Consider the following 14604-nt stretch of genomic DNA (forward strand, 5'->3'; position numbering starts at 1 on the left):
CCACCGTGGCGTCGTCGAGCGAGCGCAGGGCGTCGAGGCCGGCGAGCGCGGCCTCGGGCGTCGGGTCCTGGATGTCGCCCGCGACGCGGCCGTCGGCGAGCAGGACGACACGGTCCGCGTACGCGGCGGCCGAGGGTCGTGCGTGACCATGACGATCGTGCGGCCGAGCTCGCGCACCGAGCGGCGCAGGAAGCTCAGCACCTCCGCGCCGGAGCGCGAGTCGAGGTTGCCCGTCGGCTCGTCCGCGAACACCACCTCGGGCTTCGTGATCAGGGCGCGCGCGATCGCGACGCGCTGCTGCTGGCCGCCCGAGAGCTCCGACGGGCGGTGCGTGAGGCGCTGCCCCAGCCCCAGCGTCTCGACGAGGATCTCGAGCCACGCCCGGTCCACGGCGCCGTTCGCGAGCTCGACCGGGAGCGTGATGTTCTGCTCCGCCGTGAACATGGGCAGCAGGTTGAACGACTGGAACACGAAGCCCACCCGCTCGCGGCGCAGCAGCGTGAGCTCCTTGTCGGTGAGGTGCGTGACCTCCGTGCCGCCCAGGTACGCGCTGCCGCTCGTCGCAGAGTCGAGGCCCGCGAGCAGGTGCATGAGCGTCGACTTGCCCGAGCCCGACGGCCCCATGATCGCCGTGAACGCGCCGGCCTCGAAGTCCACGTCGACGGCGTCGAGCGCGCGCACCGCCGCCTCGCCGCGGCCGTACGTCTTGGTCAGGGCGCGGGCCCGGACCGCGACCGGGCTCGCGGGAGGCTGCAGCACGGACGCCGCGGGCGGGGCGGACGTCGTCGTCGGGGCGGGCTGGTCGGACGGGGCCACGGTGGCTCCTTCGGTCGGTGCAGGGTCTGGACGGGCCGGGGCGGGCCGTGCCCTCGACGCTACGGAAGGCGCCGAGGCGCCCGCGTCGCCCGGCGGTCGGGTCGATCGACGGCGGGGGTCATCCTCAGGTCGTACCCGGTCCGTGCCCGCACCCACCCAGCGTCGTGTCAGAACGTGCTTCACGTATACGGGTGCCAGGTTCTGACACGTCCGTCGCGCACCCGGGTTGTCAGAACGAGAGTCCCGTATACGGGCGCTCGGGTCTGACGGCCCGACGACGGAGCCCGGTCCGGGCGGTGACCTCACCTCGGATCGGGGTGGGGTCGGGTCCCGGTGGTGGCCGCCACCGGGGCGCACGCGAGTCGTCCCACGGGGCGGAGGCTGCGCACAAGCGAGCGTTGCGGGTGGTCGTCCACAGGCCACGACACCCCACCCCCGAGCGACCGCCCGACCCACCACCCTTGGGATCCATGACCGGTCGGCCCGACGTCCTCGACGTCGTCCCCGGGCTGCGCGAGCTCGCGGCCCGTCAGCACGGCGTGTGCTCCCGCCGTCAGCTCGCGGCCCTCGGCGTCACGGCTCGCCACGTCGACTATCAGGTGGCGGCCCGGCGCTGGCGGCTCGTCGCGCCTGAGATCCTCGTCCTGCACTGCGGACCGCTGATCCGTGAGGCGCGGTACTGGGCCGCGGTGCTCGGGGCGGAGACCGTCCCGGTGGCGCTCGCGTGCTGGACGGCGCTCGAGCTGCACGGGCTTCGCGGCTGGCATCGCGAGCCGGTGCACGTCGTCGTCCCGCGAGGCGACAAACCGGCTCGGTTCCCGTGGCTCGTCGTGCACGAGTCCCGCCGGCACGATGCGGGAGACGTGACGGTCAGTGCCGGGCTCCCCGCGCACGGGATCGAGCGGGCCGCGATCGACGCGGCGGCGTGGCAGCGGTCGTGGCGCACCGCCTCGGGGCTGATGGCGGCGGTGGTCCAGCAGCGGCTCACGACGCCCGACGCTCTGCTGGGCGAGCTCGAGCGCGCAGGGCCGGATCCGGCACCGGCGGACGATGCAGCTCGCGCTGCTCGACGTGATCGGTGGCGCGCAGTCGCTCGAGGAGATCGACTTCGCCCGGCTGTGCCGGCGCGCCGGGCTGCCGGAGCCGTCGCGGCAGGAACGTCGTCGGGACGCCCGCGGCAAGGTGCGTTTCCTCGACGTGGAGTGGCGGCTGCGGGGAGGTGGACGGCTGGTCGTGGAGGTGGACGGCGTCGGGCACATGGAGCGCGAGCAGTGGTACGACGACCTGCTGCGCGACGCCGAGCTCGGGTCGGACAGCCGCACGGTGCGGATCCGCATCCCCGCGGGGGCGGCACGGCACGAGCCGGAGCGCGTGCTCGCGATCGTCCGGGGCCACCTCGCCGCCCTCGACCGCCGACCTGTCAGAACGTGGGACCCGTATACGGGAAGCTCGTTCTGACACGAGGGTGGCGATGCTGACCTGTCAGAACATGAAGGCCCCCGACGTGCCTCACGTTCTGACAGGTCCAGGGACAGGGTCAGTCCGGGGAGCCCGGGCGCACCAGACCCGCCTCGTACGCCGTGACGACGGCCTGCACGCGGTCGCGCGCGCCCAGCTTCGCGAGGATCCGCCCGACGTGCGTCTTCACGGTCGCCTCGGCCACGAACAGCTCGGCGGCGATCTCCAGGTTCGACCGGCCGCGCGCCATGAGGACCAGCACCTCGCGCTCGCGGTCGGTGAGCTGGTCGAGGGCGTGCTGCGCGTCGGGGTCGACGGCGGCGTCGGCGGGCAGGGCGGTCACGAGGTGCTCGAGAAGCCGGCGCGTCGACGACGGCGCGATGACCGCATCCCCGGCATGGACGGTCCGGATCGCGGCGAGCATCTCCTCCGGGGTGCGTCCTTGAGGAGGAACCCGCTCGCGCCCGCCCGGATCGCCTCGAGCACGTACTCGTCGAGGTCGAACGTGGTGAGCACGATGACCCGCGGGACCGCGGCACCCGTCTCGGCGGCGCCGGCCGTGAGCTGCGCGGTGGCGCTGAGACCGTCGAGGGTGGGCATGCGGACGTCCATGAGGACGACGTCGACGGGGTGCGACGCGAGGAGCCGCAGCGCCTGCGCACCGTCCCCGGCCTCGACGACGACCTCCAGGTCGGGCTGCGAGTCGATGACCATGCGGAACCCGGCACGGACGAGCTGCTGGTCGTCGACGAGCGCCACCCGCACGGGCGCACCGCTTCCCGCGCCCGCACCCTCGGTCGGACCGTTCCCCTGAGCGCTCACGTGCCGGACTCTACCGGGGTGCCGCCGTCGGGCTCGGGGACGGCGAAGCCGCCGTCAGGCAGCCGGGACGGGAGCTCGAGGTGCACGCGGTAGCCGCCGCCCGGGCGCGGCCCGGTGGCCACGGTCCCCCGAAGACGGCGGCCCGCTCGCGCATCCCGAGCAGCCCGTACCCACCGCCGTCGCTCGCGGCTGCCGCCCCGCGGCCGTCGTCCTGGACGTCGAGCACGACGGCGTCCGCGTCCCACCGCAGGACCACGGTCACGTTCGGCGACGGGCCGGCGTGCTTGAGGACGTTGGTGAGCGCCTCCTGGGCGACGCGGAAGATCGTGAGTGCCGCACCCGGCGGGAGCTGTCGCGGCGTGCCGACCCGGACGAGCGACACGCGGGGCCCGCCGGCACGTACCTGCTCGACGAGCGCCTCGAGCCCCTCGACCGACGGTTGCGGCGCGAGCGCGGTGGGTGCGCTCGGTACGGCGGGTGCGTCTGCGGGCCGAGGGGCGCGCCCTGCTCCGCGGCCACCTGCGGCTTCCCCGCCCCCGACGACGACGCCGCCGGGCGCCGGCGGGCCGTCCGTGTCGGCGCGCAGCACGCCGAGGATGCGCCGCATGTCGGCGAGGGCGGCGCGGCCGGTCTCGGCGATCGTCGTGAGCGACCGCTCGGGGGCGGTGGGGTCGGTGGCGGCCGCGTACCGGCCGCCGTCGGCCTGCGCGATCATCACGGACAGCGAGTGCGCGACGATGTCGTGGAGCTCGCGTGCGATCCGGGTCCGCTCGGCGGAGGTCGCGAGCCGGGTCTGCTGGTCGCGCTCGACCTCGAGCCGCTCGGCGCGGTCGCGCAGGGCCTCGAGGGTCTCGCGGCGCGACCGCCGGACGAGGCCGAACGCCCACACGGCCAGGAGGACGACGCCGCCGAAGACCGCGAGCACCACGGCCTGGCGCGCGGCGGCGGTGGCTCCGAGGCCGCGGTCCGCCATGAGCGCGGAGGCGACGAGGACGCCGAGGAGCCCCGTGCCGATGGCCGTCCGGTGCGCCCAGCGGGGCCCGACGACGGTGACGGAGTACAGCGCCACGGGCACCGCGACGACCGAGGCGACCGACGCGCTCTGGTCGACCATGAGCTGGACCAGGGCCAGCGCGTAGACGGTGGCGACCGAGGCGGCCGGCCGGGTCCGCCGCCACGCGAGCGCGACGCACAGCGCGAGCGCGAACCAGACCCCGCCGTGCGTGGACATGCCCTCGGCGGCGCTCGCCGCGACGAGGAACAACGCGAGGGCGGCCGCACCGGTCGCGTCGACGCCGAACCGGTGCTGCTCGGTCCAGCGCGTGGCGTTCTCGTACCAGCCCATCGCCTCAGCGTAGGATCGGCGAGGCGGACGGCGCGTCCGCCCGGGGGCGACCCGTCGGCGTGCCACGTGCTCCTGCGGGTGTACGGGACGTCAGGTCGCGGCCCCGGGACGGTACGGACGAGTTCCCGCGAAACGGGAGACTCCGGTCCGGGGGATGCTCTAGCATGGCCTAATGACCAACGTCTTGCTGGCCGAGGATGACACGGCGATTGCCGAGCCTTTGGCACGTGCGCTGACGCGCGAGGGATACAACGTCGTCGTGCAAGGCACCGGGCAAGGTGCCATCGACTCCGCGGAGGCCGCGGACGTGGTCGTCCTCGACCTGGGTCTGCCGGACATGGACGGGCTCGACGTGGCGCGGGCGATCCGCGGCGCCGGCATGACCACCCCCATCCTCGTCCTCACCGCGCGTGCCGACGAGGTGGACCTCGTCGTCGGTCTCGACGCGGGCGCCGACGACTACGTCACCAAGCCGTTCCGGCTCGCCGAGCTGCTCGCGCGCGTCCGGGCGCTGCTGCGTCGCACGCACGGCGACGCGGGGCCGGACGAGGAGGAGCTCGTCGCGCAGGACGTCGTCGTCGACGTCTCCGCGCACCGCGCCTTCCAGGGCGACCGGGAGCTGCACCTCACGACCAAGGAGTTCGACCTCCTGCGCGTCCTGGTGCAGAACGCGGGCAGCGTCGTCGTGCGCGACACGCTCATGCGCGAGGTCTGGGGCGCCGAGCCGGCCGGCTCGACCAAGACGCTCGACATGCACGTCTCCTGGCTGCGTCGCAAGCTCGGCGACGACGCGAACTCGCCGCGCTACGTCGCGACGGTCCGCGGGCTCGGCTTCCGGTTCGAGACCGGAGGACACTGAGGCGGGGGACACGGGCACGACGACACACGTGCCCCTCGGTCGCGTCGGGAAGGTCTGAGCCGTGCGTCAGCGGATGCTGCAGGCCACCGTCGCCGCAGTGGCGGTGGCGGTGCTGCTGCTGGGATTCCCCTCGCGTTCTTCGGCGCCCAGTACGTCCACGACAACGACCTGGACAGCCTGGAGCGCCGCGCCCAGACGTTCGCGCGGGCGGTCGACCGGGCCATCGCCAACGGTGACGAGGCGCTGGCCTCGGACGCGAGCGTGGCCGTCGCGACCGGCGGTCACAACCAGGTTCCCGCCCACGCGACCGTCGTCTACAACGGGCGGACCCTGGCCGCGGGCGACGAGATCCAGGGCCGTGTCGAGCAGCGGGCGGTGCGGACGTCCGAGGGGCCCTCGTCACGCTCGAGGTCTCGTACTGGGCGCTGTACTGGCAGTCGATGCGGATCGTGCTGTTCGTCGTCGCCGCCGCCCTCGTGGCGATCCTCGCGGGCGTCGCGATGGCCGTGATCCAGGCGAACCGGCTCTCCGCACCCCTGGTCTACCTGGCGGCGTCCGCCGAACAGCTCGGCTCGGGACAGGTGCGCCCGCAGATGGAGGAGTCGGGCGTCGAGGAGCTCGACCTCGTCGCCGCCGAGCTCGCACGCACGTCCGACCGGCTCGCGAGCCGCCTCGCGACCGAACGCCAGTTCGCCGCCGACGCCTCGCACCAGCTCCGTACCCCCTGACGGCCCTGTCGATGCGGCTCGAGGAGATCTCCCTCATGTCCGACGACCCGGCCGTCCAGGAGGAGGCCCGCATCTCGCTCGAGCAGGTCGAACGGCTCGTGACCGTCGTCGACGACCTCCTCACGCGGTCGCGCCGCGCCCAGGGCGGCACGACGGAGGCGGTGCGGCTCGTCGAGGTCGTGCGTCAGCAGGAGGAGGAGTGGCTGCCGAGCTTCGAGTCCGCCGGACGCCGGCTCGTCGTGGACATCCCGCTCGACACCTACGTCCTCGCCACGCCCGGCGCGCTCGCGCAGGTGCTCGCGACGCTCGTCGAGAACTCGCTCACGCACGGCGGCGGCACGACGACGGTGCGCTCACGCCCGGGACGCTCGGGGTCCATCGTCATCGAGGTCGCCGACGAGGGCGAGGGCGTGCCCGACGAGCTCGCACCGAACATCTTCGAGCGCGAGGTGACGTCGGGGAAGGGCACGGGGCTCGGGCTCGCGCTGGCGCGGGACCTCGCGGCCGCGGACGGCGGCCGGCTCGAGCTGTCGCAGCGCCGCCCGGCGGTGTTCTCGGTGTTCCTCGCGGGCGTCCCGCACACGCTCGACCCGCGCGTGGTGCTGCCCGCCGGGGCGACCGTCTCGAGCGCGCGGGGCCGCAAGGGCAAGCGCAGGTCCGACGGCGCCTGACCGGCCCCTCGCGCGAGGCAGGCGTCCGCGCGGGGTACTTCGCGAAGTACCCCGCCGGGAGGCCTACTTCGGGGGAGCCTGGTCGCCCGTGAAGACGAGGTGGCGGTACGCGAAGTACCGGAAGACGGTGCCGAGCCCGATGCCGAGGAGGTTCGCGACGTTCTTCGCGAGCGGCGAGTCCAGCCCCAGCGGGTAGACGAACAGGGCCAGCACGCCGATGCCGATGAGCAGGCCCCCGACGTTCACGACGAGGAAGCCGGCGAGCTCGCGGGGCCGGTTCTCGGTGCGCCGATCGGAGAACGTCCACAGCCGGTTGCCGATCCACGCGACGAGGGTCGCGACGGCGACGGACACGACGCGCGCCGTCAGGGGCTTCTCGGCGAGCAGGTGGCCGGGGCCGAACTGCAGCAGGTTGAAGAGGCCCATGTCGACGACGAACGACACGGCGCCGACGGAGCCGAACTTCGCGAGCTCTGCCAGACGCTCGCGACCCGGGCGGCGCACACCGGTGTCGGCGGCGACGTGCGCGGCGTCGGTGACGGGCGCCTCGGACGCGGCGAGCACGAAGGGGACGGCGGCGTGGCGCTCGGCCTCGGGTGTGCCGGTCCGGCCCGCACCTCCGGCGGTGGCGTCGGGCATCGCGTCGGTCATCCTGGAACCGTAGCGCAGCAGCCTGTGACCTCCCGTCCTACGGGCGGAGGGGGCGCGGGGGTCCGATAGGCTCAGGGACCGTGTCAGCACCAGTCGTGGCCGTCGTCGGCGGCGGGCAGCTCGCCCGCATGATGGCACCCGCAGCCGCCCGTCTGGGCGTCCGCCTGCGGGTGCTCGTGGAGTCGCCGGACGGGTCCGCGGCCCAGGTCCTCGCGGAGGCCCCGGTGGGTGCCGCCGCGGACGAGGCCGCGGTCCGTGCGCTCGTCGCCCCGGAGGACGGTGACGCGGCCGCCGTCCTCACGTTCGAGCACGAGCACGTGCCGTCCGCGCTCCTCGCCGCGCTCGAGGAGGAGGGCGTCGCGGTCCGTCCGGGCCGGGACGCGTTGCGGCACGCGCAGGACAAGATCGTCATGCGGACCCGGCTCACGGCCCTCGGCGTCCCGTGCCCGCGCTGGGCGCCCCTCGACGTCGACGCGGCAGAGGGCGCGCGCGAGCTCGCCGCGTTCCTCGAGGAGGTCGGCGGCGAGGCGGTCGTGAAGACGAGCCGCGGAGGCTACGACGGGAAGGGCGTGCGCGTCGTGCGCACCCCGGACGACGTCGCGGACTGGCTCGCGGCCGCGCAGGACGGCGGACCGCAGCTCCTCGTCGAGGAGAAGGTCCCGTTCCGCCGCGAGCTCGCCGCGCTGGTGGCGCGGCGCCCGTCGGGGAGGTCCGGGCGTGGCCGGTCGTCGAGTCGGTGCAGCGCGACGGCGTGTGCGCCGAGGTCACGGCGCCCGCACCCGACCTCGACCCGGCCCTCGAGGCGCGGGCGCGCGAGGTCGCGGTGGCGGTCGCCGAGGGGCTCAGTGTGACGGGGGTGCTCGCCGTCGAGCTGTTCGAGGTCCCCGGCGAGGCCCCGGGCGAACCCGGGCGGGTGCTCGTCAACGAGCTCGCGATGCGCCCGCACAACTCGGGTCACTGGACCATCGACGGGTCGGTGACGAGCCAGTTCGAGCAGCACCTCCGGGCCGTCCTCGACCTGCCGCTGGGCGACACCGCACCCGTCGCGCCGTGGACGGTCATGGCGAACGTGCTCGGCTCGGAGCGTGCGGAGCTCACCGACGCGCTGCCCGCGGTCCTCGCCGACGGCGTGGCCCGGGTCTGGCTGTACGGCAAGGACGTGCGTCCGGGGCGCAAGCTGGGGCACGTGAACGTGAGCGGCGACGACCTCGGGACGACGCGCGAGCGCGCCCAAGCGGCCGCGGCGCTCCTGCGCGGCGACGACGACGCAGCCGCCGACACCCCGACCACCACGACGACCGAGACGAGCGAGGAGCAGGCATGAGCGAGCAGGCCGCAGGTGACGGGACGGCGCAGGAGGCGGCGCCGCTCGTCGGGATCGTCATGGGGTCGGACTCCGACTGGCCCGTGATGCAGGCCGCCGCGGACGCGCTCGCGGAGTTCGGCGTGCCCGTCGAGGTCGACGTGCTGTCCGCGCATCGCATGCCGACCGAGATGATCGAGTACGGCCGGGCGGCCGCGGACCGCGGCCTGCGTGTGATCGTCGCGGGCGCCGGCGGTGCCGCGCACCTCCCGGGCATGCTCGCGTCGGTCACGCCGCTGCCCGTGATCGGTGTGCCCGTGCCGCTCGCCCACCTCGACGGCATGGACTCGCTGCTGTCGATCGTCCAGATGCCGGCGGGCGTGCCCGTGGCGACGGTGTCGGTCGGCGGGGCACGCAACGCGGGGCTGCTCGCGGCGCGCATCCTCGGGGCCGGCTCGGGCGACGACGCGGCCGCGCTGCGCGACCGGATGTCCGCGTTCCAGGAGCGCCTCGGCGACCAGGCCCGGGAGAAGGGCGCGCGCCTGCGGGCGTCGCGCTCGGGGCGCGTCGGCTTCGGCGCCTGACCGTCGAGGCCGGGTCAGCCCTTCGACGACGTCTCGGAGTTGACCGTGCCGGCCTTGAGCTTGCCGTTCATGACGTTCTTGAAGAACGTCGGCGCCTTGTCCGGGTCGAGCCGCACGCTCGAGCCGACGCCGCCCGGCCGGTAGTCGCGGTCCGAGATCGGCGGGAGCCCCGTCACGCCGTCCTTGCCGTTCGCGGCCTTGAACGCCATCGCGAGCTTCGCGAGGTCGACGACGTTCGTGTCGTCGTCGACCTTCAGCACACCCGTGCCCGCGTCGATGAGCTTGACCTGCGTGGCCGGCTTGAAGAGCAGGCTGGGCTTGGCGGCCTTCTGCGAGATCGCGTCGACGAGCTGGCGCTGGCGCTCGGTCCGGCCGAAGTCGCTGGTGGGGTCCGAGTAGCGCATCCGCGAGAACGCGAGCGCCGTCTTGCCGCCGACGTCGTGGCAGCCGGCCTTCCACTTGAGCTCGGACTTCTTGTCGTCGACGTCGTAGTCGAGGCACAGGTGCACGCCGCCGACGGCGTCGACGAGACCCTCGACTCCGCCGAACCCGACTTCGGCGTAGTGGTCGACGTGCATCCCGGTGAGCTTCTCGACGGTCTTGACGAGCAGCGGGGCGCCACCGAACGCGTAGGCGGCGTTGATCTTGTTGCTGCCGTGCCCGGGGATCTTCACGTAGGAGTCGCGGGGGATCGAGATCAGCGACGTCGTCCCGGAGTCCGGCACCTGGAGCAGCATGATCGTGTCGGTGCGCGCCCCCGAGGTGCCGTCCTTGACGACGCCGTCGGAGCGCGAGTCGGAACCCGCGATCAGGTAGGTGGTGCCCGGGGTGTCGTTGGCGTCCGAGAGCGCGTCGACGTGGTCGAGCTTGCCGTTGGCCCACGCGACGAGGCCGATCGGCCACGCGATCATCCCGACGACGAGGACGCCGGCGACGATCGCGGCGATGCGGCCCTTGCGCAGGCGGATCCGGCCCGGTGCGGCGGCGCCGGGGGCGGTCCCGGCGGGTGAGCCCTCGCCCGGCCGGCGCCCGGCGCCGCCACCACCGGCGGCGGCGCGCTGGGGGCGCGTGCGGTGGGGGACGTCCGCGGACGGCGCTCGTCGGTCGCCGTCGCGCGCGGGGCCCGGGTGACGCCGGCGCCCGCGGGCGGGATCGTCGGGGGCGCCCGGAGCCGCTGCGTGCCCGGCCGCCGCTGCGGTCGACGGGGACGGGGCCGCTCGACTGCCGCGTCACCCGGGACGCGGGCCGTGCGGGCGGGGGAGGAGGGGTGTCGCCACCGGTGCCGTCGGGCCCGACCTTGATGACGCCGTCTGCCGCGTCGGGGCGCGACCCGCGCCCCGACTGCGGGGTGAAGCTCGGCGGCAGAGACCGGGGGTCGGGCGTCATGACGTGCAGGCCCCCTTGGAGCTCACGACGTCGGCCGCGGTGATGCCGTCCTTGTCCCGGTCCTTCGGGGTGGCGGGAGTGGTCGGCTTCTTCGTGGTGCCCGACGACTTGTCGGAGGTGCCGGACGTCGCCTTGCTCGTCGCCTTCGCGGTCGCCGACGCCTTGGCCTTCTTCGCCGCCTTCTCCTCGGCCGCGGTGAGCGGCTTGTCCTCGGCGAGCTTGTCCCAGATCTCGGAGGCGGCGGGCTCCGTCCAGACCAGGCGGTTGTGGTTGGCGGGGTACGGGCCGTTGGGGATCGTCAGGAAGGTGACGTCCGACGACGACATGTGTCGCAGGCTGAGGCCGAGCCCGACGAGGCTGGTCACCGAGCTGAGGTTGAGCCCGCCGTCGGTCTTGGACGTGTGCAGCGACTTGGTCGCGGCGTCGAGGAACTTGAAGAGCTTGGGGGCGTCGGTGAGGAAGTTCTGGGCGAAGACCTTGTTGGAGATCGCGCCCATGAGCTCCTGCTGACGCTTGATGCGGCCCGTGTCGGAACCGTCGCCGATACCCTCGCGGGCGCGGGCGTAGCCGAGCGCCTCCTTGCCCTTGAGCGTCTGGTACCCGGCGTCGAGGTCGAGGTCGGCCTTGGGCACGACCGTCTTCGTGGGGATGCACATGGGCACCCCGCCGAGCGCGTTGATCATGCCCTCGAAGCCGCTGAAGTCGAGCACCACGTAGCCGTCGAGCGTGATGCCCGTCGTCGACTCGACCGTCTGCCACGTGCACGCGGCGCCGCCGGCGATCTGGGCTGACGCGTCACCGCCCTCGGCCTTGGCCTTGTCCGCGCCGAACGAGAAGGCCGCGTTGAACATCGTCGCGGGCGCGGCGCCCGTCGAGTGGCCCTTCGCGTCGATCTGGCACGCGGGGATGTCGACGATCGAGTCGCGCGGGATGGAGACCGCCTCCATGCGCTTCCGGTCGGCCGAGATGTGCAGGACGATCGTGGTGTCGGAGCGCTGGCCGCCGTTGTCGTCCTTGACGATCTTGCCGTTCGCGCCGCCGCGGGAGTCGGAGCCGAGGATGAGGATGTTGAGGTCGTGCCCGGCGTCGGGGTCGCTCGGGTCCTTGGTCTTCTTGTCCTTGGCGGCGAGGAACGTCGTGTCGTTCGAGTCGATGTTCCCCTGGTAGTGCCGGACGAACGCGTAGGCGCCGCTGCTGACCCCCGCGATCGCCGCGACGAGGACCAGACCCATGACCTTCGCGACGACGTGCGTGCGCAGGAAGCGGGCGTGTCGGGGGGCGCCCTTCTCGGCGGCGTTGTTCGTCGTCACGGGATGTGATCCTAAGCGGAGCGCTGCGCAGGCCCCGCGCGGCGTGGGAGCGCGTGCGGTGGAGGGATTGTGGAGAAGGGCCTGCTCCTGACCGCGCCAGCATCTCAGCCGAGGCGCAGGCGGTCGAGCACCCCGTCGAGCCGCGTGTCGTCCGCGCCGCGGGAGAGCTCGCCGGCGGCGGTGTCGGCCCGCTCCTTGGCGGCGACGATCCCGTCCCGGCCGAGGCGCCGCACGGAGGCCGCGCAGGTCGCCGCGAAGACGTCGACGGCGACCGCGCCCAGGCCGTACGACCGTACGAGGCGCTCGGCCTGGGCCGCCGGTCCGACGGCGAGCGCGCACCTCGCCTGCACCGCGGCGAGCAGGAAGGACGGCAGCGCGGCGCACGCCTGCGTCGTCGTCGGCGGGACCCACCAGGTGGCCACGTCGTAGCCGTGCAGCGCGGCGGGCAGGTCGTCCGGGTCGGGCGCGGGCAGGATCCGCACCTGCGCGAGCTCGGCGGCCCGCTCGTGCAGCCGGCGCAGGACGGTGTCGTCGGGCCCGGGGGCGAGCAGCAGGTCGAGGCTCCAGCCGTCCCCGAGCGCGCGCATGGCCTCGACCGTGGTCTCCAGCCCGACGCCGGCGCGGGCCACGCCCGCGCGGACGAGCCGGACCGGGTCGCCCACGGGCGTGGGCGCGAGGTCGGCCCGGGGCCAGGTGTCCTGCACGACGACGACGTCGGGCTCGAGCCCGGGGACCTCGCGTCGCACGAGGTCGGCCAGGGCGCCGGACGCGGCCGTCACGGCGGCGCACCGGGGGAGGTCTTCGTGCAGCACCCGGAGCAGGGCGTCGCGCTCGAGCGGGGCGAACGGTCCGTGCGCGCCCGCGTCGGGCCAGGCGCGCACGTCCGCCCAGACCGCGGCGCCGTCGGCGAGGTGCCGCGCGACCGGGAGGGTGTCGGCGCCCACCGCGACGACGACGTCCCACCGGTCGCCCGCGAGGGCGGCGGCCGTGGCGCGGGCAGCGGCGGAGCGCAGCAGCGGGGAGACGCCGCGGGCCAGCCAGCCCGTCGCGACGGCGGTGGCGGGCGGGTGCGGGCTGTCGGCGGGGCCGAGCGTCACGTGGCGGAGCGCGTCGGCGACGACGGATCCGTATCCGGCGGTGGTGACGTCCGCCGTGCGGGCCAGGGCGTGGACGAGGCGCCGGACGCGCACGTCGTCCTGGTGGCGGGTGAACGCCACCACGAGGACCCGCGGCCGGCCGGTGCTCATCGCGTCCGCGGCTCGTCCGCGCCGTCGGCGAGGAGCACGTCGACCCGTTCGCCGGCGACGAGGCGCTCCCAGCGTGCGGGGTCGGAGGTGGCGAGGGCGGCGACGTCGGGCGTCACGGCGACGAGCGAGCCGTCCCGCGCCCACGTCGCGACGGCGTCGAGGAGGAACGCGCCGGGCTCGCGCGCGACGACGAGGGTCCGCGCGCCGGGGGCGGGTGCCCCGGCGGCTCCGCCGAGCGCGTGGTCGACCAGCGCGGCGTGCGTGACGGCGCCCTCGGCCATCACGAGCGCGGGTGCGGCCGGGTCGGTCGGCGGCGCGTACCCGAGGACGTCGCCGTAGGTCATGACGGAGGCCGCCGCGTCGAGGACCCCGGGAGGCAGCGCAGCACCGAAGCTGCGGGCGAGCGGCGCGAGGCTCACGGCGACGACGTCGGCCCCGCGGCCGGCCCACCGCTCGGGGTCGTCGGTCGCGACGACGGCGCCGGGGGTGCGTCACGGCGAAGGTCCACGCAGGCGCCCACGCGCCATGCGGCCAGTGCCCAGGTGATACCCCGCCAGTGCGCAGGAAGATCGAGCGTCAGCGTGCTTTCCGGACCGAGATCGAATTCCTCCACGAGGAGGTTCGCCGTCTTGGTGATCCAGTTGCCGAGAACGGCACCGGAGAGCTCGATCCGCTCGCCGCCGTCGGCGTACCAGGTGAGGCGTGGCGCGCCGCCCGCCGCGGCGACCCGTGTGAGCAGCGCGGACGCGCTCTGACCCGTGCTTCCTGGCCGACCGGAGGACGAGGCGACGGTGCTGGTCGAGGGGGTGGCGGCGGGCTCCATGCCCTCAGCCTAGAGGTGGTGAGAACGCGCCGCCCGCGTCCTGCGACACGCCGATCTGCACGTGAACTTCACCCCTCGTCCCCGGAGCGCTACCACATTTCGGCTTGACGCTCACGGATGACACGCGTGTAATTCTACCAATGCAGTTTCTTCACGAGGACCGCAGGTAAAGGGGCGAAACATGTGGAACCTTCTCGACGGGGACGGCGGCGATTTTCCGTCCGACGCGACGACGAGCTACGGCGCCGAGGCGGCGCCCGCGCAGCTCGTCCACCACGACCTGGGCCTCGCCCCGGTCGTCTCCCTCTTCGGTGACGCCGAGGAGGACTCCCTGCTCAGCTGGCAGGAGCGGGCGCTGTGCGCCCAGACCGACCCGGAGGCGTTCTTCCCCGAGAAGGGCGGCTCGACGCGCGAGGCCAAGAAGGTCTGCTCCGGCTGCGAGGTCCGGCAGGAGTGCCTCGAGTACGCGCTCGCGCACGACGAGCGGTTCGGCATCTGGGGCGGCCTCTCCGAGCGTGAGCGCCGCAAGCTGAAGCGCCGCGCGATCTGAACCCGCGCTGACGAGACTCGCGCCGACGCGAGGGGTCGCCGCGCCGACTCC

14 protein-coding genes and 3 pseudogenes are annotated in these 14604 nt (G+C 74.3%); 8 read left to right on the plus strand and 9 right to left on the minus strand.

The annotated features are described in order from the left end of the window. Positions 1-13: 13 nt before the first annotated feature. Positions 14-756, minus strand: a pseudogene (locus QQK45_RS13525) (ABC transporter ATP-binding protein); the annotation flags it as partial. 1110 nt (positions 757-1866) lie between these two features. On the opposite strand from QQK45_RS13525, the gene QQK45_RS13530 reads away from it, so the two are divergent. Continuing rightward, positions 1867-2274, plus strand: a complete 408-nt coding sequence (locus QQK45_RS13530) for a PDDEXK family nuclease (protein WP_284293694.1) — start codon at positions 1867-1869, stop codon at positions 2272-2274. A 79-nt stretch (positions 2275-2353) separates the two neighbouring features. Here QQK45_RS13530 and QQK45_RS13535 read toward each other — a convergent pair. Together QQK45_RS13535 and QQK45_RS13540 are read right to left on the minus strand one after the other, a co-directional pair. Further along, positions 2354-2988, minus strand: a pseudogene (locus QQK45_RS13535) (LuxR C-terminal-related transcriptional regulator). 118 nt (positions 2989-3106) lie between these two features. Next, on the minus strand, positions 3107-4441 hold the full coding sequence (locus QQK45_RS13540; RefSeq protein ID WP_284293695.1) for a sensor histidine kinase: 1335 nt from the start codon (positions 4439-4441) through the stop codon (positions 3107-3109). A gap of 172 nt (positions 4442-4613) precedes the next feature. Here QQK45_RS13540 and QQK45_RS13545 point away from each other — a divergent pair, with 172 nt between their 5' ends. The 4 genes from QQK45_RS13545 to QQK45_RS22370 all read left to right on the plus strand — a co-directional run bounded on the left by QQK45_RS13545 (position 4614) and on the right by QQK45_RS22370 (position 6699). Next, complete coding sequence (locus tag QQK45_RS13545; protein WP_284293696.1) at positions 4614-5300, plus strand: response regulator transcription factor; 687 nt, start codon at positions 4614-4616, stop codon at positions 5298-5300. 177 nt (positions 5301-5477) lie between these two features. Beyond that, entirely contained in the window at positions 5478-5810 is a 333-nt protein-coding gene (locus QQK45_RS22360) for a hypothetical protein (protein WP_348525365.1), read from the plus strand. After that, entirely contained in the window at positions 5750-6028 is a 279-nt protein-coding gene (locus QQK45_RS22365) for a hypothetical protein (RefSeq protein WP_348525235.1), read from the plus strand. Before QQK45_RS22360 ends, QQK45_RS22365 begins: the two co-directional genes overlap by 61 nt. An 11-nt stretch (positions 6029-6039) precedes the next feature. After that, positions 6040-6699, plus strand: a complete 660-nt coding sequence (locus QQK45_RS22370; protein WP_348525236.1) for a sensor histidine kinase — start codon at positions 6040-6042, stop codon at positions 6697-6699. A 63-nt stretch (positions 6700-6762) separates the two neighbouring features. On the opposite strand, the gene QQK45_RS13555 is transcribed toward QQK45_RS22370, so the two are convergent. Then, positions 6763-7350 (minus strand): GtrA family protein, encoded by a 588-nt coding sequence (locus QQK45_RS13555; RefSeq protein WP_348525237.1) that lies wholly within the window; start codon positions 7348-7350, stop codon positions 6763-6765. 80 nt (positions 7351-7430) lie between these two features. Here QQK45_RS13555 and QQK45_RS13560 point away from each other — a divergent pair. Then, a pseudogene (locus QQK45_RS13560) lies at positions 7431-8674 on the plus strand (5-(carboxyamino)imidazole ribonucleotide synthase). Further along, positions 8671-9237, plus strand: coding sequence for a 5-(carboxyamino)imidazole ribonucleotide mutase (gene purE / locus QQK45_RS13565; protein WP_284293697.1), 567 nt, complete (start codon positions 8671-8673; stop codon positions 9235-9237). The pseudogene QQK45_RS13560 and the gene purE overlap by 4 nt, the downstream one beginning before the upstream one ends. Positions 9238-9251: 14 nt before the next feature. On the opposite strand, the gene QQK45_RS13570 is transcribed toward purE, so the two are convergent. The 5 genes from QQK45_RS13570 to QQK45_RS13590 all read right to left on the minus strand — a co-directional run bounded on the left by QQK45_RS13570 (position 9252) and on the right by QQK45_RS13590 (position 14003). Further along, on the minus strand, positions 9252-10148 hold the full coding sequence (locus tag QQK45_RS13570) for an LCP family protein (RefSeq protein ID WP_284293698.1): 897 nt from the start codon (positions 10146-10148) through the stop codon (positions 9252-9254). A gap of 471 nt (positions 10149-10619) precedes the next feature. Next, positions 10620-11933 carry an LCP family protein gene (locus tag QQK45_RS13575; RefSeq protein ID WP_284293699.1) on the minus strand — a complete coding sequence of 438 codons (1314 nt, stop codon included), beginning with the start codon at positions 11931-11933 and terminating at the stop codon, positions 10620-10622. A 104-nt stretch (positions 11934-12037) separates the two neighbouring features. Beyond that, positions 12038-13180, minus strand: a complete 1143-nt coding sequence (locus tag QQK45_RS13580) for a glycosyltransferase family protein (protein ID WP_284293700.1) — start codon at positions 13178-13180, stop codon at positions 12038-12040. Next, the gene (locus QQK45_RS13585) at positions 13177-13599 is read right to left on the minus strand and encodes a hypothetical protein (RefSeq protein ID WP_284293701.1); all 423 of its coding nucleotides are present in this window, start codon (positions 13597-13599) and stop codon (positions 13177-13179) included. Before QQK45_RS13585 ends, QQK45_RS13580 begins: the two co-directional genes overlap by 4 nt. Next, a complete protein-coding gene (locus QQK45_RS13590) occupies positions 13596-14003 on the minus strand; it encodes a TIGR03089 family protein (protein WP_284293702.1) in 408 nt (135 codons plus the stop codon). The genes QQK45_RS13585 and QQK45_RS13590 overlap by 4 nt, the downstream gene beginning before the upstream one ends. 280 nt (positions 14004-14283) lie before the next feature. On the opposite strand from QQK45_RS13590, the gene QQK45_RS13595 reads away from it, so the two are divergent. Then, entirely contained in the window at positions 14284-14553 is a 270-nt protein-coding gene (locus QQK45_RS13595) for a WhiB family transcriptional regulator (protein WP_194174438.1), read from the plus strand. The last annotated feature ends 51 nt before the right edge of the window (positions 14554-14604 follow it).

This window comes from Luteimicrobium album, assembly GCF_030161555.1.
Taxonomy (GTDB): domain Bacteria; phylum Actinomycetota; class Actinomycetes; order Actinomycetales; family Cellulomonadaceae; genus Luteimicrobium; species Luteimicrobium album.